Annotated in this window: 27 protein-coding genes; 22 read left to right on the plus strand and 5 right to left on the minus strand. The window is 35.8% G+C overall.

What is annotated here, in order from left to right; genetic code table 11:
• The first annotated feature begins 118 nt into the window (after window positions 1–118).
• Entirely contained in the window at window positions 119–1,609 is a 1,491-nt protein-coding gene (gene mqo / locus OCL94_RS00240) for a malate dehydrogenase (quinone) (protein WP_262993357.1), read from the plus strand.
• A 34-nt stretch (window positions 1,610–1,643) separates the two neighbouring features.
• On the opposite strand, the gene OCL94_RS00245 is transcribed toward mqo, so the two are convergent.
• From OCL94_RS00245 to OCL94_RS00255, 3 genes are all read right to left on the minus strand, one after another.
• Entirely contained in the window at window positions 1,644–1,832 is a 189-nt protein-coding gene (locus tag OCL94_RS00245) for a hypothetical protein (RefSeq protein WP_262993359.1), read from the minus strand.
• Between the two features lie 11 nt (window positions 1,833–1,843).
• The gene (locus OCL94_RS00250; RefSeq protein WP_262993361.1) at window positions 1,844–2,110 is read right to left on the minus strand and encodes a hypothetical protein; all 267 of its coding nucleotides are present in this window, start codon (window positions 2,108–2,110) and stop codon (window positions 1,844–1,846) included.
• A 91-nt stretch (window positions 2,111–2,201) separates the two neighbouring features.
• Complete coding sequence (locus OCL94_RS00255; protein WP_262993363.1) at window positions 2,202–2,657, minus strand: GNAT family N-acetyltransferase; 456 nt, start codon at window positions 2,655–2,657, stop codon at window positions 2,202–2,204.
• A gap of 275 nt (window positions 2,658–2,932) precedes the next feature.
• Here OCL94_RS00255 and OCL94_RS00260 point away from each other — a divergent pair, with 275 nt between their 5' ends.
• The gene (locus OCL94_RS00260) at window positions 2,933–3,832 is read left to right on the plus strand and encodes a nuclease-related domain-containing protein (RefSeq protein WP_262993365.1); all 900 of its coding nucleotides are present in this window, start codon (window positions 2,933–2,935) and stop codon (window positions 3,830–3,832) included.
• 375 nt (window positions 3,833–4,207) lie between these two features.
• Here the strand turns inward: OCL94_RS00260 and OCL94_RS00265 are convergent, their stop codons facing one another.
• Entirely contained in the window at window positions 4,208–5,683 is a 1,476-nt protein-coding gene (locus OCL94_RS00265; RefSeq protein WP_411268454.1) for an aldehyde dehydrogenase family protein, read from the minus strand.
• 271 nt (window positions 5,684–5,954) lie between these two features.
• Here OCL94_RS00265 and OCL94_RS00270 point away from each other — a divergent pair, with 271 nt between their 5' ends.
• From OCL94_RS00270 to OCL94_RS00315, 10 genes are all read left to right on the plus strand, one after another.
• Entirely contained in the window at window positions 5,955–6,512 is a 558-nt protein-coding gene (locus OCL94_RS00270) for a C40 family peptidase (RefSeq protein ID WP_262993367.1), read from the plus strand.
• A gap of 394 nt (window positions 6,513–6,906) precedes the next feature.
• Window positions 6,907–7,533 (plus strand): C40 family peptidase, encoded by a 627-nt coding sequence (locus tag OCL94_RS00275; protein ID WP_262993369.1) that lies wholly within the window; start codon window positions 6,907–6,909, stop codon window positions 7,531–7,533.
• 142 nt (window positions 7,534–7,675) lie between these two features.
• Window positions 7,676–7,885, plus strand: coding sequence for a helix-turn-helix transcriptional regulator (locus OCL94_RS00280; protein WP_411268455.1), 210 nt, complete (start codon window positions 7,676–7,678; stop codon window positions 7,883–7,885).
• A gap of 1 nt (window position 7,886) precedes the next feature.
• Entirely contained in the window at window positions 7,887–8,315 is a 429-nt protein-coding gene (locus OCL94_RS00285) for a hypothetical protein (protein ID WP_262993370.1), read from the plus strand.
• A gap of 15 nt (window positions 8,316–8,330) precedes the next feature.
• Window positions 8,331–8,750, plus strand: coding sequence for a hypothetical protein (locus tag OCL94_RS00290; RefSeq protein WP_262993373.1), 420 nt, complete (start codon window positions 8,331–8,333; stop codon window positions 8,748–8,750).
• Between the two features lie 102 nt (window positions 8,751–8,852).
• Entirely contained in the window at window positions 8,853–9,314 is a 462-nt protein-coding gene (locus OCL94_RS00295; protein ID WP_262993376.1) for a GNAT family N-acetyltransferase, read from the plus strand.
• Between the two features lie 3 nt (window positions 9,315–9,317).
• Window positions 9,318–9,833, plus strand: a complete 516-nt coding sequence (locus OCL94_RS00300) for a methylated-DNA--[protein]-cysteine S-methyltransferase (protein WP_262993378.1) — start codon at window positions 9,318–9,320, stop codon at window positions 9,831–9,833.
• A 17-nt stretch (window positions 9,834–9,850) separates the two neighbouring features.
• Window positions 9,851–10,192 carry a zinc ribbon domain-containing protein YjdM gene (locus OCL94_RS00305; protein ID WP_262993382.1) on the plus strand — a complete coding sequence of 114 codons (342 nt, stop codon included), beginning with the start codon at window positions 9,851–9,853 and terminating at the stop codon, window positions 10,190–10,192.
• A 76-nt stretch (window positions 10,193–10,268) separates the two neighbouring features.
• Window positions 10,269–11,327 carry a DUF418 domain-containing protein gene (locus tag OCL94_RS00310; RefSeq protein ID WP_262993385.1) on the plus strand — a complete coding sequence of 353 codons (1,059 nt, stop codon included), beginning with the start codon at window positions 10,269–10,271 and terminating at the stop codon, window positions 11,325–11,327.
• Between the two features lie 89 nt (window positions 11,328–11,416).
• On the plus strand, window positions 11,417–11,920 hold the full coding sequence (locus OCL94_RS00315) for a hypothetical protein (RefSeq protein WP_262993388.1): 504 nt from the start codon (window positions 11,417–11,419) through the stop codon (window positions 11,918–11,920).
• A 420-nt stretch (window positions 11,921–12,340) separates the two neighbouring features.
• Here OCL94_RS00315 and OCL94_RS00320 read toward each other — a convergent pair whose 3' ends face one another.
• A complete protein-coding gene (locus tag OCL94_RS00320; protein ID WP_262993391.1) occupies window positions 12,341–12,718 on the minus strand; it encodes a hypothetical protein in 378 nt (125 codons plus the stop codon).
• A 200-nt stretch (window positions 12,719–12,918) separates the two neighbouring features.
• On the opposite strand from OCL94_RS00320, the gene OCL94_RS00325 reads away from it, so the two are divergent.
• From OCL94_RS00325 to OCL94_RS00370, 10 genes are all read left to right on the plus strand, one after another.
• Window positions 12,919–13,416: an SRPBCC family protein gene (locus OCL94_RS00325; RefSeq protein WP_262993393.1), complete on the plus strand. Its 498-nt coding sequence runs from the start codon at window positions 12,919–12,921 to the stop codon at window positions 13,414–13,416.
• A gap of 44 nt (window positions 13,417–13,460) precedes the next feature.
• Complete coding sequence (locus OCL94_RS00330) at window positions 13,461–14,900, plus strand: DHA2 family efflux MFS transporter permease subunit (RefSeq protein ID WP_262993395.1); 1,440 nt, start codon at window positions 13,461–13,463, stop codon at window positions 14,898–14,900.
• An 83-nt stretch (window positions 14,901–14,983) separates the two neighbouring features.
• Window positions 14,984–16,084 (plus strand): YkvI family membrane protein, encoded by a 1,101-nt coding sequence (locus OCL94_RS00335; RefSeq protein WP_262993398.1) that lies wholly within the window; start codon window positions 14,984–14,986, stop codon window positions 16,082–16,084.
• Between the two features lie 133 nt (window positions 16,085–16,217).
• Entirely contained in the window at window positions 16,218–17,192 is a 975-nt protein-coding gene (locus OCL94_RS00340) for an alpha/beta hydrolase (protein WP_411268457.1), read from the plus strand.
• Window positions 17,193–17,277: 85 nt separating this feature from the next.
• Window positions 17,278–18,195 (plus strand): NAD-dependent epimerase/dehydratase family protein, encoded by a 918-nt coding sequence (locus tag OCL94_RS00345; protein ID WP_262993403.1) that lies wholly within the window; start codon window positions 17,278–17,280, stop codon window positions 18,193–18,195.
• A gap of 304 nt (window positions 18,196–18,499) precedes the next feature.
• A complete protein-coding gene (locus tag OCL94_RS00350) occupies window positions 18,500–19,117 on the plus strand; it encodes a DUF47 domain-containing protein (protein ID WP_262993406.1) in 618 nt (205 codons plus the stop codon).
• A gap of 11 nt (window positions 19,118–19,128) precedes the next feature.
• Window positions 19,129–20,130: an inorganic phosphate transporter gene (locus OCL94_RS00355; RefSeq protein ID WP_262993408.1), complete on the plus strand. Its 1,002-nt coding sequence runs from the start codon at window positions 19,129–19,131 to the stop codon at window positions 20,128–20,130.
• 146 nt (window positions 20,131–20,276) lie between these two features.
• A complete protein-coding gene (locus tag OCL94_RS00360; protein WP_262993410.1) occupies window positions 20,277–20,966 on the plus strand; it encodes a GntR family transcriptional regulator in 690 nt (229 codons plus the stop codon).
• A 3-nt stretch (window positions 20,967–20,969) separates the two neighbouring features.
• Entirely contained in the window at window positions 20,970–22,514 is a 1,545-nt protein-coding gene (gene gntK, locus OCL94_RS00365; RefSeq protein ID WP_262993412.1) for a gluconokinase, read from the plus strand.
• Window positions 22,515–23,882, plus strand: a complete 1,368-nt coding sequence (locus tag OCL94_RS00370) for a gluconate:H+ symporter (protein WP_262993415.1) — start codon at window positions 22,515–22,517, stop codon at window positions 23,880–23,882.
• Window positions 23,883–24,082: the final 200 nt, after the last annotated feature.

Below are 24,082 nucleotides of genomic sequence, written 5' to 3' on the forward strand. Positions count from 1 at the left end.
TTACATTTATTTATTGAATACGGTTACATTATTTTGTGATTTTCATTATACTAGTATTACAAATAATATAAAAAGGGCTATAATGGAAATATAATTTAGATTGCTGGGGGATTTAATCATGAAAAAAGTATTTAAACAGACTGACGTTATATTAATCGGTGGCGGGATTATGAGTGCGACTTTAGGTGTATTACTTAAAGAACTTGATCCTTCAATTAATATTAAAGTATTTGAAAAGTTAGCTGAACCTGGTCTTGAAAGTTCGAATGTGTGGAACAATGCAGGTACAGGTCATTCGGCCTTGTGTGAATTAAATTATACAAATGAAGATAAAGATGGCAACATGGATATTTCAAAAGCGGTAAACGTAAATGAACAATTCCAGTTATCTAAACAGTTATGGGCGTATTTAGTGAACGCTGGGAAGTTAAAGCGTCCACAAGATTTTATTATGCCAGTACCACATATGAGTTTCGTTGAAGGTGAAGATAATATTCGCTTCTTAAAGAATCGTTTAGCAGCGTTTAAAGATAATCCATTATTTCAGGGGATGGAGTTAACAGAAGACCACGACACAATGCGTGAATGGGTACCGTTAATGATGGAAGGTCGTAATCCAGACGAGAAAATTGCATTAACACGTATGGAAGCAGGTACAGATGTAAACTTCGGTGAATTAACACGTGAATTATTTGAAGTAATGAAGTCGTATGATGGTGCTGTGACGCATTATGAACATACGGTTAAAGATATTAAACGTGCGGAAGATGGAAGCTGGAATGTGAAAGTGTATGATCAGAATAGTAAACAGACAGAAGTGCATAATGCGAAGTTCGTCTTTATCGGAGCGGGTGGTTATTCATTACCGTTGTTACAAAAGACAGGAATTCCTGAATCGCGCGGTGTCGGTGGCTTCCCGGTAAGTGGATTGTTCTTAGTATGTAAAAATAAAGCCGTTGTAGAACAACATTTAGCTAAAGTTTATGGTAAAGCAAAAGTGGGTGCACCACCAATGTCTGTACCACATTTAGATACGCGTTACATTAATGGGGAACGTGGTTTATTATTTGGACCGTTCGCAGGATTTAGCCCGAAATTCTTAAAGACAGGAAAGTATACAGATTTACTTGCTACTGTTAAACCAGGAAACGTTGCGAACATGTTAGCAGCGGGTGGTAAAGAAATGAAATTAACGCAATATTTAATTTCACAAGTCATGTTATCACACGAGCAACGTATGGAAGAATTACGTGAATTTGTACCGAATGCTGATTCTAAAGACTGGGAAATTGTCGTTGCAGGTCAACGTGTACAAGTCATTAAAGAAACAGCAGCGGGCGGTAAAGGTACGCTGCAATTTGGTACTGAAGTGATTACAGCGCAGGACGGTAGTGTCGCAGCGTTGCTAGGTGCTTCTCCGGGAGCGTCTACAGCAGTACATGTGATGCTTGAAGTGATTAATAAATGCTTTAAAGATCGTATGGATGAATGGGAACCACAAATTAAGCAGATGATTCCATCTTATGGCGTGAAATTAGCAGAAAATAAAGCATTATTTGAAGAAATTAATGTGAATACTGCTAAAGCATTAGGTTTAAAAGAAAAATAAAAATAAAGCGATGCCTTAATAAATAGGCATTGCTTTATTTTTGCTTATTTTTAGTAAAGAGATGTTCTGCGATTTCTTCAGGTGTAAAAATTGGAGTTCCGTCACTTGTTTCGTACTTATGTTTACCATTCAGTTTGATTCCGACATAGATAACTCCAATCGCGAAAATGATAAAGATGAGGATCATTGTAATTGCTGAAATGATGAAAAGTGTTAATCCCATGACAAGCCTCCTTAGTCGAAACTGCTGCTGCCGCTATCACTGCTACCGCCACTGAAATCACAGCTAAAATCTGAGCTGCTACTATAATTGTTGCAATCATTAGTGTCATTTGACGAATGTGTATTGATATATGTTGGATCATTCGTACTATCTAAATGGTGATTTAACCCCGAACTTTTGCCGACAATACCACTAAAGATCGTAAGGATGAATACAAATATGATGATAAATGGTGCAAACATAAACAAATTATCAAACATAAAGGGATTCAGATCCATTTCCTCCACCTCTTTCGTAATGTGATATTACACTTTAATTATACTGTGAATCGTTAAAAAATAATAATAAATCTCTTTATAAAAATTATTTTTATAACTTCAGTTGCATCTTTAAAAATTCATGTAACACACCGTGTGCGACCATCAGTTCATAGTCAACTTCTATGAAACCACAACGTTCATAAACTTTGATGGCGCGCTCATTGAAAGTGGCCACAGCGAGTGCTATCGTCTTTGTTTCGGGATATGTCATTTGAATGAACTGGATAGCTGAGTTGATGAAAGATTCACCGTATCCTTTACCAGTGTATTCTGGCTTAAGACCAAGACCGAGTGTACAAATATGTTTGTTGTAATGTAATTCGATAAGGCCAATAAGTTCATTTTGATACACACTATAGAAATGATTTGTGCGGATAGTTGCATTGAGTATGTCAGCAGGATGCTCTTCTGTATTGACGATATTGTAGAAATCATAGGGTGGTGCATAGTGCCAAGTTAATATTTGTTCAGCATCTGCTGCTGTCATCGGTCGGATGGTGTACATTCTATCACTCCTTGTATATAAAATAGCATATAACATTTGAATTTGTTATAGATGATAAATCCAGTCCATAGTGTCATCGACATGCATAAACAATGTCAACACTAAAATTTCTATTAAAATGCTAAATTTCCGAAACTGCAACGAAATTGTTGCAGTTTTTTTAGTTATTTGCACAATCTATCAATTTTAACACTATAATTTGTCCCAAAATTGAATTGTGACAATTTGCACACAATTTATCCTCTTTCTATTATATAAGCAAAGGAGGGGGTTAGATGATAATGAAAAAATTTGAACCTACCGAATATCAATCTTATTTATTAAATATAGAAGATAGAATTGTATTAGATAATCTGGATGCAATGAATTTGAAAAGGTTACATCAAGGACTGGATGGAGAATGCTTGTTTTTTGAAAAAATAAAAGATTATAAAGGTTGCATCGTCCTTTGGGATATAAGTTTAGAAACGCCAGGACGTGCACAGTTCGATTTCATAGTAATAACAGATGAAATTGTTTATCATTTTGACATTAAAAATTTTAGTGGGAAATATACGTATCGTGATGGGAATTTCATAAGTAGTAAACAATACGTGAGTAGTGATGTCATATCACGATTAAACAGAGGTCATCAAGTGATGCAACAATTTTTAGCCCAAGTAAACGTTAATATTCCGTTTCGCAGTCGAGTAGTCTTTATTAATGACTCATTTCAATTAAAAGGATTTGAAGGTAGTGAATTAGTATTGTTTGCTGAAGATCTTCATAAGATTCGTGACTATTTAGCAAGTAGAACGACTATTACAAAAAATATGATTAACCTGGCGAATGATATAATTTATCATCATAAACCGGTAAATCATTTTGAACGCATACACTACTATGCTATAGAAGATATGCGTAAAGGCGTGAGATGTCCAAAGTGCAGAAGGATAGGGATGAAACATATTAAAGGTACTAGAAAGATGTTATGTTCTTGTGGTTATAAAGAAGAAAATATAGAGATAGTGTTTAGAACATATGATATGTTGCTTAACCTAGGGATAAAGAAAGTGACAGCGACCATGATTGTAGATTGGACTGGATTAGAAATAAGATGCGTCCAAAAAATTATGAAGAAATACTATAAAAGATTGGGGAAAGCGAGAGCCACACATTATATAAAAAATAAATAAGGATTATAAAGACAGTTAGAGGGTTAGTTCGCAATATACCCGAGAAATGCGAACTAACACAGTAGGAATAGAGTCAGAGAAATGAATTTAGTAGAAGTTGTATAGGGTTAGTTCGCAATACTCCTAAGAAATGCGAACTAACACAGTAGGAATAGAGTTATAGAAATGAATTTAGTAGAAGTTGTATAGGGTTAGTTCGCAATACTCCTAAGAAATGCGAACTAACACAGTAGATATAGAGTTATAGAAATGAATTTAGTAGAAGTTGTATAGGGTTAGTTCGCAATACTCTCAAGAAATGCGAACTAACCTAGAAGTCATCCCCATCCATACGAAAAATCCCCCTATTAAAAGTAGGGGGATTCATACTAATAACTACTGATAAATACCTTTCGCTGTATCTGAGTAGTCGATATATAAATTTTTCACTTGTTGGTAGTGGCGTAATGTTTCTTTATAAGTTTCGCGGCCTATACCTGATTTCTTATAACCGCCGAATGGTGAACCAGCCTGGATTTGATTGTATGTGTTAATCCAGATACGACCAGTATCTAATTGGTTCGCAACTTGTAACGCACGGTTAATATTTGCTGTGAAGATACCACCGGCTAAACCGTAAATCGAATCGTTCGCTTTCTCAATCACTTCTTCTTGTGTCTTAAATTTAGAAATCACAACAACTGGGCCGAAGATTTCTTCTTGTACTAAACGAGATTTGTTATCTTCGAACTCAATAATTGTTGGTGGGAAGAAGAATCCTTTGTCGCGACCGTTATCCATTAAACGTTCACCGCCAGTTACGATGTTTAATCCTTCTTCTTTAGCGATTTGAATATATTCTTCAATCTTATCTATTTGAGCTTGACCTGTTTGAGAACCATAATGGTTACGCTCATCTAATGGATCACCAACATTTACTTTCTCAAATGCATCTTTAAGTTTACTTAAAAATTCATCGTAAATGCCTTCTTGAACATATAATCTTGAACCTGCTGAACATACTTCACCCTGATTAAATAAAATACCTAATTGTGCACCTTCAACTGCTTGCTCAAGGTTAGCATCATCAAAAATAATGTTTGCTGATTTACCACCTAACTCTAAAGTTGCGGGTACTAATCTTTCTGCTGCAGCTTTTGCCACACTATAACCAACTTCAGTTGAACCTGTAAATGATACTTTCGCAACATCTTCATGATTGAAAATAGCATCGCCTGATTCTGAACCTTTACCTGTGAGGACATTTAGCACTCCTTTAGGTAATACGTCTTTAATGAGTTCCGCTAAATGTAATAAAGATAGTGGTGTAGACGATGATGGTTGAATGACAACAGCATTACCCGCTGCTAATGCCGGTGCTAATTTCCATGAAGCTAATAACATTGGGAAGTTCCATGCGACAACAGCGCCGACAACTCCAATAGGCTCATGACGAATGATACTTAAAGTGTTAGCTGCTAAATCTTTACTTGTACCTTCATCTGCTGTAATCACACCCGCAAAATATCTAAAATGAGCAGCTGCCATTGGAATATCAATATTTAATGATTCGCGAATAGCTTTTCCTGAATTCATTGATTCGATTTTTGCTAAATCTTCTTTATTGTCTTCTATAATATCTGCAATTTTATTTAAAAGCGTTGCACGTTCTGTTTCTGTAGAATATCGCCATGTCTTAAAAGCTTCGCCTGCTACTTTGACTGCTTTGTCTACATCACCTGTTGTAGCTTTAGCGATCTTAGACAGTACTTCACCCGTTGCTGGGTTTTTCACTTCTATCGTTTCTTGTTTTTCGGCTGCAACAAATTCACCTTCAATAAATAAACCGTATTGATCTTTTATTAAACTCATTTGTACTCCTCCTATCAACATTTGTCTTAATATTCTTATTATTTTAATTATATACGAAATCATTTTAAAAATGCAAAATATCAATTTTATTACATATTACGACTGTAAATACTTATTAATATTGCAGTAATGTAACAATGTAACATTAAACAAGTTAGTTATGTAACAAATCGATGACAATAGTAATTTTTCATCTTTTTGATGATATGATGATTGCAACAAGTCGCAAAGACAAATAACGGACTAAAAATATTTGGAGGCAACATATATAATGAAGAAATTATTACTCGCAGCAGTTACATCAGCATTGGTGTTTACATCAATTCCTACACAAGAAGCAGACGCATCAGTAAAAACAACGACACAATATAAAAAAGCTCCGAAAGCAAAAGTAGTTAAGAAAGCAAAAGTAGTTAGAAAAGCTAAAGCAGTGAAAAGAGTTAAACCAGTAAGAAAAGTAAGAGTTGTTAAAAAACAAAATAAATATTACACAAACAATGTAGCAAATGTTGCACGTTCAATCGCTAAAAAAAGAGTATATGTATATGGCGCGAATAATAACTATGCAGTAGATTGTTCAGCATTCGCTCAACAAGTAATGCGTGCAATGGGTAAATCAATTCCACGTACAACTTATGCGCAAATGGCAGCTGGTAAACGTGTTTATAATCCTAGACCTGGAGATTTAGTATACTTTAATGGTGGAAGCCATGTTGGTGTATATATTGGAAATGGTCGTATGGTTGATGCATTAAGTCCAAGTCTTGGCGTTAAAGAACGTGCAGTAAGTTTTGTTCATGGTCGTGTTTATGGGTATTATAGATTCTAATAATATAAACGATATTGAAGTACATCACAGTTGTGGTGTACTTTTTTAGTTCCATCTGAATAATATTATTAAAAAATCAATGTTACAGTGTGATTTTTTAAATTTTTGTTTCGTAATATTACTGACATATATTTACATAATGCATGCTTGAATAAGCAGCTTCATGACCATAGCTACGGGATTTCAGCGAACATTACTAATGTTACAACGCTTGAAAAAATATATCACTTACATAACAAAACATTTACATGTAACTTTTTTAAGTTTAAACGTGTTATAGTTGGACATGTGATTACGACGGACTGAAATTATGTACCGGATCGTATTAGGAAATCACTTATAAAAAATATTACTATACTCACTATATAAACAATTCTTGGAGGAATTAAACATTATGAAAAAAACATTATTAACTTTAACAACAGTAGCTTCAGTTGCTACTTTAGTACCAACAAATTCAGCAGACGCAGCAGCGCACTTAAGAACAGATGTTCAACCAACATCTTATTCAGCACATAACACATACCAAGCACCAACTTATAACTACAATCAAACAACAACTGCAACTAACAATTCATATACATCATACACAGCGCCAACAACAACTGTTGCTTACGATGCTACTTCTACATACGAAGCAGCTGCACCAGCAGTTCAAAAAGCGCCTACTTCAGTAGCAGTTAACAATGACGTAGCTTCAGTAGCTTTATCAATCGCAGCTGGTAAATCATACGTATTTGGTGCAAACTCTGCATCAGCAGTTGACTGTTCTTCATTTGCACAACAAGTATTAGCAGCGATGGGTAAATCAATCCCACGTACGACTTATGCACAAGCAGCAGCAGGTACGCCAGTATCTAACCCACAACCAGGGGATTTAGTATTCTTTAACAACTTCAGCCACGTTGGTGTTTACATTGGCGGCGGACAAATGGTTGACGCTTTAAACCCAGCTGACGGTGTTGGACAACGTCCAGTATCATACATCTCTGGTAGCGTTGATGGTTACTACAGATTCTAATTAGAATTAAATATTATTTTCAAGATTCCCTTCATCGAATATGGTGAAGGGGATTTTTTTGTAAAAATTATGTGTAAAGATATCTTTACACCTAATTAGAGTTGTAGTATATTAATTGTAAAGATATCTTTACACTAAGAAGGTGAACACCATCGTTATCAATTTTATTAAGGAACATAGAACAGCGCGAAATATCTCTCAAGTTCAAATGGCCAAGGATTTGGAGATTACACGACAAACGATCAATGCGATTGAGAGTCACAAGTATAATCCAAGTTTAGAACTCGCGCTTAAACTCATGCAGTACTTTGATGTACCTATCGAAGATCTATTTAAACTGGAGGAGGATTAGGATGATTAAAAAAGGATTAACAAGAAGAAAGATGTTAAAGAACTTTTTTGTATATTGTTCAGTACTGGTCCTATCAACATACTATATAAAATATTTTAATGATCCAGAGAATGCATATAATTTGGATAGCTATTTACCTATGTTAATTGGTGCAATCACAGCATTTGTTGTTATTTATTTTAATTCAAAGAAAGAATATCCTGGAGATTTAGATACAAAACTTACTGATGAAAGAGATGAGATGATAGCAAATAAATATAATTCTTTGGCATTGCCATTCTTATTATTTTATATTCCATCTATCTTTTTATTGATTTCAATTCCTTTAAAAATAAAAACAGTTTCTGTAGGTGATCTTTCGATAGTTTTACTATTAATGATGGCAGCATATTCGATTGGACATTGGTTTTACAAGAATGCTAAGTCTTAATTCTAGGAGGAATTTATGTACGTTAAAAAAGTAACGAAAAATCATTACTATAAATGGCTGATTATTTTACCTATATTATATTTATTTTTTGAGATATTAGACTCTATATTCCTGAATGAACCTTTGGACTACGGAAAAATTATCTCTTCTTCGATAGGAGCAGCTATAGGTATATATCTGTCATACTCGAGAGACTTAGTTAAAATGAATGATACCGGTGAAATTGTAATTGAAGATGAATTTAGCAGACAACTTACATTAGAATTCAGTCAATATTATTTATTATTTTTAGGTGCCAGTTCTTTTCTGATTTTTGAGATTTTTAAATGGACAAGAACTAAAGAAATACCTACACATTATTTTGATTTAATACTATTTATTCTCTTTTTTAGTTATTTTATAGGTTTAGCAATATATAAAAAAATAAAGTCATAATCAATAATCCCATCTATAGCCCTTCGCTATAGATTTTTTCAATTAAACTTTATTAATTCGCTTCTATATAATACAATCAAATAAATAAAGGGGTTGAGAGTGGTGTGGGAGTTTAAGTTATATGAAGCGCTGAATCCATTAGATATTTTTAAAATCTTTAAATTACGCGTAGATACGTTTGTTGTTGAACAGCAATGTTACTATGAAGAAATTGATGAGAAGGATTTAGTATGTATCCATATGTATAAAAAGATTGATGATAAAATAGCAGCGTATGCTCGTCTTATTCCAGAAGAAGATACGATACATATCGGTCGTGTGATTGTGCATCCTGATTTCCGTAGTACTGGTCTCGCACAAGAACTTATGGAGCAGGCGTTACAATATATCGAAACGCATCATCAATATTTATCTATACATTTACAAGGTCAGGCACATTTAGAAAGTTTTTATAGTCGATTTGGATTTAATACAGTTTCTGATGTGTATTTCGTCGATTTAATACCACATATCGATATGGTACGCCCTGCTTTTGCTACGCATTCACCGTTAAAAGGAGTTTAATATATGAATATTTATATAAGCCAATTTGACATAAATGAAAGAGCGTATGTACTCGTTTCAAACGATAAAGGTGTCGTTTATTTCGGTAATGATGATACGACAGAATACGCAGATCATCATATTAAACGTTTCATTCCAGATGCAGTACGCATTACAGGTTATCCGGCAGACGATCAAAATAGCGATTATATTAAAGACATTGAATGCTATTTCAAAGGTCAACTTAAACAATTTGATTGGCCACTGGATTTACACGGCACTGATTTCCAGAAATCAATCTGGGATGCATTACTGCAAATACCGTTCGGTGAGTCACGCAGCTATAGTGATATTAGCGAAATGATTCATAATCCGAAAGCGATTCGTGCTGTAGGTGGTGCAATCGGTGCAAATCCTGTTATGATTGTAGTACCTTGTCACCGCGTTATCGGTAAGAGCGGCAAACTTACAGGTTTCCGTGGTGGTTTAGATATGAAGATAGAACTGCTTGTGATAGAAGGCATACAATACGTTAATTAAAAAAGGAGCATATACAAATGACTTTACCAAATTGTCCACAATGTAATTCAGAATATACTTATGAGGATGGTTTAAACTACGTGTGCCCGATGTGTGCGCATGAATGGCCAATTAACCCTGAAGTTGAAGAAGTTGCAGTCATTAAAGATAGCGTCGGTAATATATTAAACGATGGCGATAGCGTTACAATTATTAAAGATTTAAAAGTTAAAGGCACTTCATCAGTTATTAAGAAAGGTACGAAAGTGAAAAGTATTCGTATTATCGAACCTGAAAACGGTCATGATATCGATGGTAAAGTGGATGGCTTTGGCCAACTAAATTTAAAAAGCGAAGTTGTTAAAAAATTAAATGACTAAACGTATTGAGAGTATTGATGTGCTGCGTGGCTTGAGTATCATCGGGATACTCTTTATGAATATTGTTGGTTTTCATATGAATGAAGTTTATACTGACCCACTTGATTATTTTTCAACACCGCTTGAACAATGGTCATATCAACTTAATATTGTATTTATTCATAATTCGTTTTATCCGATATTTGCGTTTTTATTCGGCTTTGGTTTAGCGATAATGGCAGAGAACATTGCTGCGCGTGGTGGTAACTTTATTCCGGTATTATATCGACGTATGATTGCGATGCTCATATTTGGTTTACTCCACGGTTTTTTCTTATTTTACGGTGATATTCTAAACGTTTATGCAGTACTTGGTGCACTTGCGATCCTCTTGTTATTGTTACCGAACATAGTAACGCTTATTGTTGCTGCAGGATTAGCACTCCTTTATTTGTTAACGTTATTACCTACGATACTTGCGGTAATGCTTCATCCGAATTACTTCAATACTATTAACTTTAACTTTGAAGGCAAACAAAATGAATGGCTACATATTATGACGAGTGGCGATTATAGTAAGATAGTACATCTTAATCAAAGTTTCTTTTATGAAGGCTTTGCTGTGATCAACCCTGATACGACATTAAGTTATATATTATCTATTATGCCGTTTGTTCTACTCGGTATGTTTGTGAAGCGTGCGAATATACTGTCAGCCATTACGCAATATAAAGGTACGATGCTCTTTTTGTCGATTGTATTTGCAATACTTGGTATTATGATTAAATATTCAGTAATCGCGTATCGTTTAAATCCGATTGCGTCAGACGGCTTTATTTATTATGGTGGTGTGTTACTTTCTGTTTGTTATATTATCTGGGTTACGTTGTTATGCGAATATCCAATAATTAAGCGGGGCATGCATCCTTTTAAGTTAATGGGAAAGATGAGCTTTACGTTATATATTATGCAAAGCGTGTTAATGTTTATCGTGTTCTATGTTTTTAGCTTATACGGTCAGTTAACATTGATAGAAGTGTATGGTGTTGCAATCATAATCGTGTTATTTCAAATCGTGTTTGCAACAATTTATTTCAGCAAATTTAAACAAGGACCACTTGAATGGGTATGGCGTAAAATTACCTATTTGAAATAAAATAATCGCGCAATTTGATTTTTTGAATAGGAATTTAGTCATATTTATGATACAATAGCATAGCTATTGATCATGAGGAGGTGCCTTTAATGCGCGCGGAATTACAAGAAAAAATTGAATATTACGTGCTAAGTGGCGACTTTGAGTCAGCGAAAGCATTAATGAAGGCTACGGATTTCATGATGTTTGAAGAAGCATTTGTGAGTGCATGTCACGATAGTGAATCAGTGATGTATTATACGTTTATATTAGAATGTATGAAAGAAGCTGAGACGGTAGAATTGCACGATTTAGCATTTTTACTGCTCGTTTATCCTTTAAGTGAAGTGAATGGGGCATTTAACAGTGCGTATTATCATGCTGTGAGATCGGTTGAAATGACTGAACATCAAGAAGTGAAAAGCTTATTACAATTATTATTCTTATATGCTGTACCAGAACCTGTGATTACGGATAAAGAAGCGTTCGATACAGCAAAACAAATATTAAAGCTTGATGCGAAAAATCAAGTTGCACGAAATATATTGAAACAAGCAGCGAAACAATTAGATAAAGTCGTTGTAGATTTCAATCAAATTTCAAAGAAAGCGTAATGGTGTGAGCCACTACGCTTTTTTTTAATGTGACGATGGTCCTAACCACCTAGTCTTACGCCTATTTACGGCGACGACGAGGCAGGACCTCGTCAAATTTCAGCAGCACCATCGAAATCAAAGAGCGATTACTTGGTGCTGCATCCAATTTGTTCGGTCCTAACCACCTTGTCTTACGCCTATTTACGGCGACGACGAGGCAAGACCTCGTCAAATTTCAGCAGCACCATCGAAATCAAAGAACGCTTTCTTAGTCCTGCATCCAATTTGTTCGGTCCTAACCGCCTTGTCTTACGCCTATTTACGGCGACGACGAGGCAGGACCTCGTCAAATTTCAGCAGCACCATCGAAATCAAAGAACGCTTTCTTAGTGCTGCATCCAATTTGTTCGGTCCTAACCGCCTAGTCTTACGCCTATTTTATTGCTCTAGCCATAGTTCAATCGGTACAATAATTGGGAATTGGCCACGATCTTCAGATAATTTCGTAATGATTGATGAAGCTTTAGCGAATAATGGAATAGCAAACAATGCTTCTTCTTTTTTAATTTCAGCAAGGATATCCACATCTGCGCCATCTTCACTTTGAATTAGAATAGCGGCTTCTAATACACCGTCGACTTGTGTACCGAAATGCCCAAACATAAACGTTAATTTAAATTCAAACAAGTTTGGATCTTGTTCGCTTTGTTGATAATCTAAACGGTGCATTGATGTCGGCTCTGCAGATGTCCCATCAAAGTCTCTTACATGTACTTCTCTTAAAAACATATGCACGACTTGTTTATTTAATTCCACATGTATCGCTCCTTTAATTGAATTACTTTCATTATAATATTTATTCATTTATTCCAAAAGTAATTGATTGTATATTTATTTTTGAGATTGTAAAATTTAATGTATGTAATGTAATTTTACCCTTAAGTTGTGTATTAATATTGCTTCAAATAATTATATAGTGTACGATGTATAGACGAATAAAAGGAGAAGTGATAACGATGACAAATGAAACTTTAGTAATCGAACGCGAATTTAATTGCAGTGCAGAAACGTTATTCGATATGTGGACGCAGCCTGAGCATTTAGCCAATTGGTGGGCACCTGCAGGCTTTACAACTGAAATCTTAAATTACGATCTAAAGCCAGGCGGCGTATTTCATTATAAACAAAAAGATCAGGATGGTAACGAAAATATCGGATTATTTAAATATGTCACTATCGACAAACCGAATCGTTTAGAATTCACAAGTGGTTTCGCCGATGAAGCGGGTAACCTTGTTAAACCTGGTTTCCATCCAGACTTCCCTCAAGAGCTACACAATTTAGTTGTTATTGAAGCGATTGATGACACGCATTCACGTCTTCATACAGAAGGTAAACCGTTGAACGGTACAGAAGCGGAAGTGAATTTCTTCACAGCAATGCATGACAATATGAAACAAGGTTTTGAAGGTACATATCATCACCTTGATCAATATTTAGCAACATTAAAATAGTTTAAATAGTGAGCTTTACGCTCATTATTTTTTTTGGAGGAAATATGAAAAAATCAACAATTATTATGATTACGTTTTTAATAGGTGCGTTTTTTACATTCTTAAATGAAACGTTATTGAATATTGCCTTAACTGAAATTATGCGTGTGTTTCAAGTGGACGCACCGACAGTACAATGGTTGGCAACAGGTTTCATGCTTGTTATGGGGATATTAATGCCGTTATCCGCTTCAATTATTCAATGGTTTACGACACGCCAATTATTTATCGGTTTAATGACAATCTTTTTAGTCGGTACAATTATTGCAGGTTGTGCTGTAAACTTCCCGATGATACTCGCTGGACGTATGATTCAAGCGGCAGGTACGGGGTTACTCATTCCAACAATTATGAATGCGATGCTTAATCTATTCCCACCACATGAACGTGGTAAAGTTATGGGGAACTTCGGTTTAGTCATGATGTTTGCACCAGCCATTGGACCGACATTATCGGGTGTTATCGTTGATGTACTAGGATGGCGCTGGTTATTCTTTGCTGTCGTTCCGTTTGTCTTATTCTCAATCTTATTCGCTTATAAATATTTAGAGAATGTTGGAGAAGTCACGAAGCCGAAGATTGATATATTATCGGTTGGACTTTCAACTGTGGGTGTGGCTTGTATTATATATGGCTTTAGTTCTGTAAGTACGGCCGAGGGCGGATTTAGCAATCCGTTGATCCTGACGATTATCATATCAGGATTAATTGCGATGCTAATATTCGGTTTACGTCAACGCAAACTCGAAGAACCGCTACTTGATTTATCAGTATTTAAATATAATAACTATGCACGAGGGATGTTTATCTTCGTCGTTGTCGTAATGGCGATGTTCGCTTCTGAAATCGTAATGCCAATGTATTTACAAGGACCTATGGCGTTCTCAGCTAAAGTTGCTGGTATGATATTATTACCCGGGGCATTATTAAATGGTGCGATGAGTCCGGTCATGGGCCGTATATTCGATAAATTAGGCCCACGAAAAATGATCATTCCAGGCATGTTTGTATTAGCGTGTGTCATGCTCTTCTATTCAACGATTCATCCAGGGATAAGTGTTTATGTCTTTATTATTGTCTATATGGTGTTAATGGTCAGCATTTCAATGATTATGATGCCAAGTCATACGAATGCGATTAATCAGCTGCCGAAACGGTTATATCCACATGGTACTGCTATCGGGAATATGATTCAGCCGATTGCCGGTGCGATGGGAATTTCAATCTTTGTAAGTATAATGACACATGGTCAGAAGAAAGCGCTTGAAGGTATTGCACATCCGAATGCGACACAAATGAACGAAGCATTAACGAGTGGTGTACATCACGCGTATTGGTTTGCAATTGGATTAACACTCATTGGTTTAATTACTGCATTATTTGTTACGAAATCTGTCGCTCCTGAAGGCGATACATTTGGGCTTCCTGAAGAAATTACAAAATAATGTTTTATGCATTTTCATAAGGGTATAAACAACATGTCTGTGTTTACAGGCATGTTTTTTTAATACGATAAAGGAGCGTTTTGATGAGCAAAGCAAATTGGGAAGCAGTAAAAATAGGATTCGCATACGTTGGTGTCATTGTCGGTGCAGGATTCTCAACAGGTCAGGAAGTTTTAACATTTTTCACGAACTATGGTATGTATAGTTACTTAGCTATCATTATTTCAGGATTAATGTTGACATTTTTCGGTCGTCAAACTGTAAAGTTAGGATATGGTTTAGAGGCTGAGAATCATGAGTCAACAATTCAATACCTTTTTGGTGAAAAATTTGGAAAACTCATTGACTACCTACTCGTATTCTTCTTATACGGGTTATCTACGATTATGGTCGCCGGTTCAGGGAGTGCTGCACATGAAAGTTTCGGAATACCTGTATGGCTAGGGTCACTTTTAATGGTCATTGCGATTATTATTACATTATTGTTAGACTTTAATAAAATCGTTGGCGCGTTAGGTATGGTCACACCATTTTTAATAATTGTTGTGACTACGATTGCGGTATATTATTTCTTTAAAGGATCAATTCCATTTAATGAAGTACAATCGCATATTAATGTTGATAAACAACCTTTTAAAGTACCATTCTTACCTGAAAGTGCATTATGGTGGTGGTCTGGATTAAACTATGGTGGATTAGCATTTGCGAGTGGATTTAGTATTTTAGCTGCTATTGGTGGAGATGCAAGTAAGATGAAAGTTGCAGGCCGCGGTGCAACTATTGGTGGTATAACGTTACTAGTCTTACTTGCGATGGTCAATTCAGGCTTATTAAGTGAACTGGATCAAATTAATAACTCAGCCATTCCGACATTAATCTTAGGAAAGGCGATTCATCCATTCATCGGCATCGCATTAAGTGTGATTATGTTAATGGTGATTTATAATACGATTGCAGGATTGATGTATTCATTTATCGCAAGATTCTCAGAGCCTTATTCAACAAAATATAAATTAATGCTATTTAGCTTAATGGCATTATCATACGTTTTAAGTTTCGTAGGGTTCTCTAAACTCGTTCAAACGGCTTATCCATTACTCGGTTATGTCGGATTGGTATTATGTATTGGGATTGCACTTAAATACTTTAAACGTAAAAATCGTGGTAATGATCATATTGTGTAAAGATAAAATGGGGATAGTTCCCATTTTATTTTTTCATTTTTATCGATAATATGAAAGAGAGCTAGAGATAGAGAGGACGGTTGTATTGAAAAAAAGATATTTAGTGTGGATTATTATCATTGCGTTATGTGTCATGCTCATCAGTGTATTGATGGGATGGAATGAAAATCACAATCCAAGGATTGCTGGGAATGCGATGTTAAGTGATAAAGCGATAGAGAATCAAAATGTTAAACTGATTCCAAATGTGACATATAGCGATATTGCGCCTTCATCACAAATGGATATTATATTACCGAAACATATTCGAAACGGAGATGCATTGCCACTCATACTATGGACGCATGGGGGTGGCTATATTGCAGGGGATAAACGTCATAAAAATCCTTATCTTGCACAAATTGCAGAGAAAGGATTTATTGTAGCGAACATCAATTATGCGTTAGCACCGAATAATAAATACCCAACGCCGATATTACAAGAACTTGAAGCAGCAAAGTTTCTGAAGCGTAATATATTAAACTTACCGATTGACGAGACGCAAATCATTATCGGTGGCGATTCTGCGGGTGCTCAAATTGCAAGTCAGTTTGCAGCGATGCATACAAATCATAGCTTGATGGAAGATATGCAATTAAAACCTGTTTACAATCCGGAACAACTGAAAGCTGTTGTATTGTTTGGTGGACTTTATAATATGCAAACGGTAAGAAAGACGCATTTTCCGCGTATCGAAACGTTTATGGAAAGTTATACTGGAGAGAAATACTGGGAGAAGAAGTTTAAACCCATTCAGCAAATGAGTACGACAGAAAATGTTACAAAGCATTATCCACCAACGTTTCTGACAGTCGGTGATGCCGATCCATTTGATAGCCAGGCGCGTGAGTTAGTGAAAGTATTACAGGATAATAATGTAGATTACGAAACATCATTCTTTAATAGAACACATCGATTAAAACACCAGTATCAATTTCATATGGATCTGCCTGAAGCACAGCTGACGTATCGTAAATTAATGATGTTTCTCGGGAATTACACGAATCAATCGCCATATACTTCTAACACAGAGAAGAACGAATTAATACAAAAGCCGAAATTAAAATAAATAAAATAATGTAATATAACCGTTTTATTTTTACGTTGCCGCTTTATTATGTACAATAAAAGAAACAAACGATGGAGGGTTAACGATGAAACCGCGTTTATTATTAACAGGTGCTACAGGGTATATTGGTAAACATTTATATGACTATTTAAAAGATGACTTTGAAATATATGCGATGAGTAAATATCCTTCTGAAGATAGCGCTCAGGATATTCATTGGATAACAGGTGATATGTTCTCATTAAATGATTGTATTGATGCGATGCAACACGTTGATTTCGGGGTTTATTTTCTGGATCCGACGAAACGCTCGAATAAACTGAATGATGCGACGTTTCAGGATATTAATGCGATTAGTGCAGATAATTTCGCCCGTGCCGCTGAAGCGACGAATTTAAAAGCGATTATTTATGTTACTGGAACGACTGATGATGAAGAGACAATTAATATAATGAAAAGTTATAAAACACCGGTACAAATAACGACGACACCCGTGAAACGTAAAGGTATTGTGGCCCAAACACAAAATTCTAAAACGAATGATGTGCGTAGTATACAAAGAACATTAATGCCGACGAGCTGGACCGTTGAAAGAGTGAGTCAACATTACTTCGCCTGGTTAAGTGATATGGCGTTTGACTTTGTTGAAGTGAAATCGCATGCAGGTCGATATGATATTTATGCGATGAAGAAGCATATATTATCATTAGAGAAAGATGACGATAAATCAGATGAGAATCGCATCGTCTATAATATTATCGGCGGGGTATTACATCATGCCCATCAAGAAAGCCGTGCCCGTATGGAATTTCGACGTTTAAAAAATACAGATACGTTAATTATCGCGTTGCACGATTATGAACCGACATTACCGTGGTTAGTGTATATGTTAACGCAGGCACCGATCCATCATTTAACGATGAAAATCTTTGATGTTGAAATGCGTATCGAACGCTTTCAGGAAGAGAAAGAAAAGGGAATTGAGAGAAAATATACGAAGTAATTGAGGCTGTCGAACTTGCGTTTAGCCCTAAGCAAAATAAGAAACTCAACCGTAAATCGCTCTTTGATTTAGGTTGAGTCTTTGTTTTTTTGAGCACTACAAATGTAGTAATAATCGATATTTAATAATCTTACAATTTTGAAATTTACAATGCTGACACATTAAATTTACAATGACGTAACATAGTAAACGCTTTCTATAAAAAGTTTACTTTATTTTTACAAAAGGCTATGCTTTCAAAAGAATTTACTTTAAAATATCGTTGTAGTGTTAAATAAGCTTTTTATCAATAGGAGGATTTACGATGTTTAACAGAAAGAAAGATAAGTTTGCAGTGCAATTAGAAGCGATGGCAGAAAATCTGAATCGTGCAGCAGTTGCTTTTGGTGAGATGAATTTTCAATCTGCATTTGATTTAAAGAAGTATTCAGATACGATTAAATCATTTGAAACAAACGGTGACGATTTAATGCATCAGATGATCTCTGATTTAAATCAAACATTTATCACACCGATTGAACGTGAAGATATATTAGCATTATGTAATGCAATGGATGACGTAATGGACGGTATGGAAGAGTCTGCGGGTATGTTTGAAATGTACACTATTGAATATTCAGATGAATACATGGCTGAGTTTGTACGTAACATTCAAGCATGTGCACAAGAAATTAAGACAGCAGTGTCATTAATTGCTGAGAAAAAATTCTCACATGTTCGTGTACACTCTATTAATATTAAAGAATTTGAAACGAATTGTGATGGTATTTTAAGACAATCGATTAAACATATTTTATCTGTAGAAACGGATCCTTTAACAGTAATGAAAGTTAAAGATATTTATCAATCATTAGAAGATATTGCTGATAAATGTCAAACAGTTGCTATTGTATTAGAATCTATCATTATGAAAAATAGTTAAGGAGCGTTACTATGGACCCGATATTAATTATTACATTTGCAATTGTCATCTTTGCACTTGTATTTGATTTCATTAATGGATTTCATGATACGGCGAATGCAATTGCGACAGCTGTATCAACGAAAGCATTAAAGCCAAGACAAGCAATATTAATGGCAGCAGCATTGAACTTTGTCGGTGCAGTATTATTTCATGGTGTTGCAAAGACGGTAAGTAAAGATATTGTCGATCCGTTTACATTACCAAATGGTTCAGTCGTAATATTAGCAGCATTAATTTCTGCTATTGCGTGGAATTTAATCACTTGGTATTACGGTATTCCAAGTTCATCATCACATACACTAATCGGTTCTATTGCCGGTGCAGCAGTTGCTTCAGGTGGATTTGGCGTATTACAGTATGCAGGATTTACAAAAATAATTGTCGCTTTAATTATTTCGCCATTACTTGCGTTTGTGATTGGATATATTATTTACACGATTATTAAAATTGTCTTTAAAAATGCAAATTTAACGAAGACCAATCGTAATTTTAGATTTTTACAAATCTTTACTGCTGCTGCGCAAGCATTCTCTCATGGTTCAAACGATGCGCAAAAAGCAATGGGAATTATTACGATGGCATTAATTTCAGCAGGTATTCAAACAGGTAATACGGAACCGATGTTATGGGTTCAGCTTGGATGTGCGACTGCAATGGGGTTAGGTACAGCAGTCGGTGGCTGGAAAATTATTAAAACAGTTGGCGGTAACATTATGAAGATAAGACCAGCTAATGGTGTTGCAGCCGACTTGTCATCAGCTTTAATTATTTTTGGCGCTACATATATCCATTTACCAGTATCAACAACACACGTAGTATCTTCATCTATTTTAGGTGTAGGGTCAAGTCACCGTGTGAAAGGTGTTAAATGGACAACGGCACAACGTATGATCATTACTTGGGTCATCACATTACCAATTTCAGCGGTTATTGCTGCTTTAGTATATTTCGTATTACATTTATTTTTATAAGTAAGACGTTAAAAGGTAAACTACACGATGTGGTTTACCTTTTTTTGTCTAAATTGATTAACAAAATTGTAAACGCTTTAAAGAAATCGTTTACAAAATGAAATTCTTCATGTACCATACTTGTATACAAGTAGACGGGGTGAGAAATGATGTTGCCAAAGCAATGGACTGAAAACTTAGCATCAGGGGAACGCATCGCATTTGATTTAAGATATAAAATTATCGCCGGAGACTATTCTGACGGTGAAAAGTTATCTGAGAACCAGTTAGCTGCGGTATATCAAGTCAGTCGTTCACCCATTCGAGATGCATTAAAAATATTAGCAACTGATCAGTTAATCCAGCTTGAACGTATGGGTGCGGTTATTAAACGATTGAGCGACGAGGATATTCATGAACTGTATGATATGCGTATTATGATTGAAGGTTTCGCATTTGAGAAGATTGAACAGCAAGACGTTGCAGCACTTGTGCTGGAACTTGAAAAGAAACTTGAAATGATGCGCGTTGCAGTAAAATTTAATGATGCAGCAGAATTTGCAATGCAGGATATATTATTTCATCAAACGGTGATTGAATCCATCCATCATCAGCAGCTCGAAAAGTTGTGGCATTCAATTAAGACGAACATGTTAATTCTAAATTTGATTGCAATGGAGCAACGTATGCAACATGATAAATCAGATTTTGAACGTATCTTTAATAATCATGAAATGTATATTGAAGCGATTCGCCATCAAGATAGAAAGCTCTACAAAAAAGTATTACATATCAACTTCGATGATTTAAATAATGAAGTGGATGACTTATATTATTCACAGACAAAGGAGGAATAGTGCATGTATATGATTGGTGTTGATATTGGTACGACAAGTACGAAAAGTGTGCTGTACGACCGAGCAGGTAATATTCGAGCGGTACATCATAAAGAATATCCTCTGCTAACGCCACACAGTGATATTGCGGAACAGGAGCCAAATGCAATATTTGAAGCGGTAATTGAAACAATCGCAACTGTTGTGAAGAAGACGGGTGCACATCACGACGCAATTGATTTCGTGAGCTTTTCAAGTGCAATGCATAGTTTGATATTAATGGATGAACATCATCAACCATTAACGAATAGTATTACGTGGGCGGATAATCGTAGTTATCAGTATAGTGAAATGCTCAACTGCGACTATAACGGTTTAGAAATTTATAAGCGTACAGGAACGCCGATACATCCGATGAGTCCATTAAGCAAATTAATGTGGTTCAAACACGAAGCACCACAATTATTTGTTCAGACGCATAAATTTATCGGGATAAAAGGCTATGTCTTTTATCAATTGTTTCAACGTTACGTAGAAGATTATTCAATATTAAGTGCAACAGGTTTATTTAATATTAAGACACTTGATTATGACGCTGAAGTATTGGCGATGCTTGGGGTAACACGGGAACAGTTTGCTGATGCTGTCGATACGACAGAAGTCATTACAGGCATTCAACCAAACTATGCACGTCAAATGGGGATAAGTGAAAATACACCATTTGTCATTGGTGCGAGTGATGGGGTGTTAAGTAATCTCGGTGTCGATGCATTTAAGCCGGGGGAAGTTGCAGTAACAATCGGAACAAGTGGTGCAATTCGAACAGTCATTGATCAGCCGAAGACCGATGAGCATGGTAGACTGTTCTGCTACGCATTAACGAAGGATAAATGGGTAATCGGTGGACCGGTGAATAATGGTGGTGTCGTACTCAGATGGATACGTGATGAGTTTGCATCAAGTGAAGTGGAGACAGCGAAGCGTCTCGGCATTGATAGTTATGAAGTATTAACGAAGATTGCAGAGCGCGTACCACCGGCAAGTAACGGTTTAATCTTTCATCCATTTCTAGCGGGAGAACGTGCACCGTATTGGAATGCGAACGTTCGTGGTTCATTCTTCGGCTTAACATTATCTCATAAGAAAGAGCATATGATTCGTGCAGCATTAGAAGGCGTGATTTTCAATCTTTACACTGTGTTTATCGCACTTGGCGTACTGATGGACGGTGAAGTGAAGACACTTAAAGCGACCGGTGGATTTGCGAAGAGTGCATTATGGCGACAAATGATGGCAGATATCTTCGAACATGAAGTAATTGTGCCTGAGAGCGTGGAAAGTTCATGTCTTGGAGCTGTTACTTTAGGACAAGTTGCTTTAGGGTTGAAGCCTGATTTCAGTCATATAAGTGACATGATTGGTGCGACGAAACCTCATCAACCGATTCACGACAATGTGAAGATTTACAGAGAAATATTACCGATTTATATGAAAGTTACAAATCAACTCATGGATGTTTACTTGGATATGGCGAACTTCCAGAGAAATCATGAAGGGAATGATAAATAAATGAATTTTTTTACTGAACAATGGCCGTTAATTACGGTATTCATTGCAATATTATTATTATTATTTTTAATTATGGGGTTAAAGTTAAATACGTTTATTTCACTGATTGTAACGGCATTTACGACTGCATTATTACTAGGAGTGCCATTAGATAAAGTCGTGGCTACAATCGAAGCCGGGATGGGTGCGACGCTCGGACATATCGCACTGATCTTTGGACTCGGCGCTATGCTTGGAAAATTACTCGCTGATGGCGGTGGAGCAACGCGTATTGCACACACTTTAATCGATAAGTTCGGCTTAAAGCATATTCAGTGGGCAGTCGTTGTTGCATCATTTATCATTGGTATTGCATTATTCTTTGAAGTAGGTTTAGTATTACTCATTCCAATCGTTTATACGATTGCGAAAGAAACGAAATTACCAGCTTTACATTTAGGGATTCCGATGGCAGCTGCATTATCAGTAACACATGGATTCTTACCTCCACATCCGGGACCTGTAATGATTGCGAAAGAATATGGTGCGAATTTAGGTGAAGTATTATTATATGGCTTTATTATCGCCATTCCAGTTGCGATTATTGCTGGACCAGTATTCAATAAAATCGCTAAACGTATCGCACCAACAGCATTTACGCGTGAAGGTGACATTTCTTCACTGGGTAAAAATGTGCATTTCAAAATTGAAGATACACCGGGTTTCTTTATGAGTACATTAACAGCATTGTTCCCGGTAATATTAATGTTAATTGCAACAGTTGTGAAATTGATTGTTGCAGCGAATGGTACACAACCCAATACGTTGATTAAATCGATTTACTTAATTGGTGATGCATCGACAGCGATGTTAATCTCAATCGTTATAGCAATTTTCACGATGGGTCTAAATCGTGGCAGACAAATGAAAGACGTGATGCAATCTGTAACAGACGCAATATATCCAATCGGTATGATGATTTTAATTATCGGTGCGGGAGGTGCGTTTAAACAAGTATTAATCGACGGTGGCGTTGGGAAACACGTTGAAACGTTATTTACAAACTCTGACTTCTCGCCGATCTTACTTGCATGGTTAGTCGCAGCAGTATTACGTATTGCTTTAGGCTCTGCAACAGTTGCTGCAATTTCTACGACTGGCATTGTACTGCCGATGTTACAAACGAGCGATGTGAATTTAGCATTAGTCGTGCTTGCGACTGGTGCTGGTAGTGTTATCGCCTCACACGTGAACGATGCAGGATTCTGGATGTTTAAAGAATATTTCGGATTATCGGTTAAGGAAACTGTATTGACATGGACATTGCTTGAGACGATTATTTCTGTAAGTGGATTAATCTTTATATTAATCTTTAGTATGTTTGTTTAAATGAGACAGCCTGCGGGTTGTCTTTTTTTTGATCGAAACTTGTTGAAAGCATGCCAAATCTCTTAAAATGGCATGGAATTAAGAAAAACAGGCAAACAATGAGTAATTAAGTTATTATTTATCTCATAATAAATACGCTTTATTTGTGAAATATCTCAAAACAACGTACAATGGTATATATAGAAATATATACAAAATTT

Source organism: Macrococcus capreoli (assembly GCF_025628935.1).
Taxonomy (GTDB): Bacteria; Bacillota; Bacilli; order Staphylococcales; family Staphylococcaceae; genus Macrococcoides; species Macrococcoides capreoli.

Excerpts from the sequence above, each read along its gene's own strand:
- mqo (WP_262993357.1), top strand. The coding sequence starts at position 119 with ATGAAAAAAGTATTTAAACAGACTGACGTTATATTAATCGGTGGCGGG.
- OCL94_RS00245 (WP_262993359.1), bottom strand. The coding sequence starts at position 1,832 with ATGGGATTAACACTTTTCATCATTTCAGCAATTACAATGATCCTCATC.
- OCL94_RS00250 (WP_262993361.1), bottom strand. The coding sequence starts at position 2,110 with ATGGATCTGAATCCCTTTATGTTTGATAATTTGTTTATGTTTGCACCA.
- OCL94_RS00255 (WP_262993363.1), bottom strand. The coding sequence starts at position 2,657 with ATGTACACCATCCGACCGATGACAGCAGCAGATGCTGAACAAATATTA.
- OCL94_RS00260 (WP_262993365.1), top strand. The coding sequence starts at position 2,933 with ATGATAATGAAAAAATTTGAACCTACCGAATATCAATCTTATTTATTA.
- OCL94_RS00265 (WP_411268454.1), bottom strand. The coding sequence starts at position 5,683 with ATGAGTTTAATAAAAGATCAATACGGTTTATTTATTGAAGGTGAATTT.
- OCL94_RS00270 (WP_262993367.1), top strand. The coding sequence starts at position 5,955 with ATGAAGAAATTATTACTCGCAGCAGTTACATCAGCATTGGTGTTTACA.
- OCL94_RS00275 (WP_262993369.1), top strand. The coding sequence starts at position 6,907 with ATGAAAAAAACATTATTAACTTTAACAACAGTAGCTTCAGTTGCTACT.
- OCL94_RS00285 (WP_262993370.1), top strand. The coding sequence starts at position 7,887 with ATGATTAAAAAAGGATTAACAAGAAGAAAGATGTTAAAGAACTTTTTT.
- OCL94_RS00290 (WP_262993373.1), top strand. The coding sequence starts at position 8,331 with ATGTACGTTAAAAAAGTAACGAAAAATCATTACTATAAATGGCTGATT.
- OCL94_RS00300 (WP_262993378.1), top strand. The coding sequence starts at position 9,318 with ATGAATATTTATATAAGCCAATTTGACATAAATGAAAGAGCGTATGTA.
- OCL94_RS00305 (WP_262993382.1), top strand. The coding sequence starts at position 9,851 with ATGACTTTACCAAATTGTCCACAATGTAATTCAGAATATACTTATGAG.
- OCL94_RS00310 (WP_262993385.1), top strand. The coding sequence starts at position 10,269 with ATGAATGAAGTTTATACTGACCCACTTGATTATTTTTCAACACCGCTT.
- OCL94_RS00315 (WP_262993388.1), top strand. The coding sequence starts at position 11,417 with ATGCGCGCGGAATTACAAGAAAAAATTGAATATTACGTGCTAAGTGGC.
- OCL94_RS00325 (WP_262993393.1), top strand. The coding sequence starts at position 12,919 with ATGACAAATGAAACTTTAGTAATCGAACGCGAATTTAATTGCAGTGCA.
- OCL94_RS00330 (WP_262993395.1), top strand. The coding sequence starts at position 13,461 with ATGAAAAAATCAACAATTATTATGATTACGTTTTTAATAGGTGCGTTT.
- OCL94_RS00335 (WP_262993398.1), top strand. The coding sequence starts at position 14,984 with ATGAGCAAAGCAAATTGGGAAGCAGTAAAAATAGGATTCGCATACGTT.
- OCL94_RS00340 (WP_411268457.1), top strand. The coding sequence starts at position 16,218 with ATGCTCATCAGTGTATTGATGGGATGGAATGAAAATCACAATCCAAGG.
- OCL94_RS00345 (WP_262993403.1), top strand. The coding sequence starts at position 17,278 with ATGAAACCGCGTTTATTATTAACAGGTGCTACAGGGTATATTGGTAAA.
- OCL94_RS00350 (WP_262993406.1), top strand. The coding sequence starts at position 18,500 with ATGTTTAACAGAAAGAAAGATAAGTTTGCAGTGCAATTAGAAGCGATG.
- OCL94_RS00355 (WP_262993408.1), top strand. The coding sequence starts at position 19,129 with ATGGACCCGATATTAATTATTACATTTGCAATTGTCATCTTTGCACTT.
- OCL94_RS00360 (WP_262993410.1), top strand. The coding sequence starts at position 20,277 with ATGATGTTGCCAAAGCAATGGACTGAAAACTTAGCATCAGGGGAACGC.
- gntK (WP_262993412.1), top strand. The coding sequence starts at position 20,970 with ATGTATATGATTGGTGTTGATATTGGTACGACAAGTACGAAAAGTGTG.
- OCL94_RS00370 (WP_262993415.1), top strand. The coding sequence starts at position 22,515 with ATGAATTTTTTTACTGAACAATGGCCGTTAATTACGGTATTCATTGCA.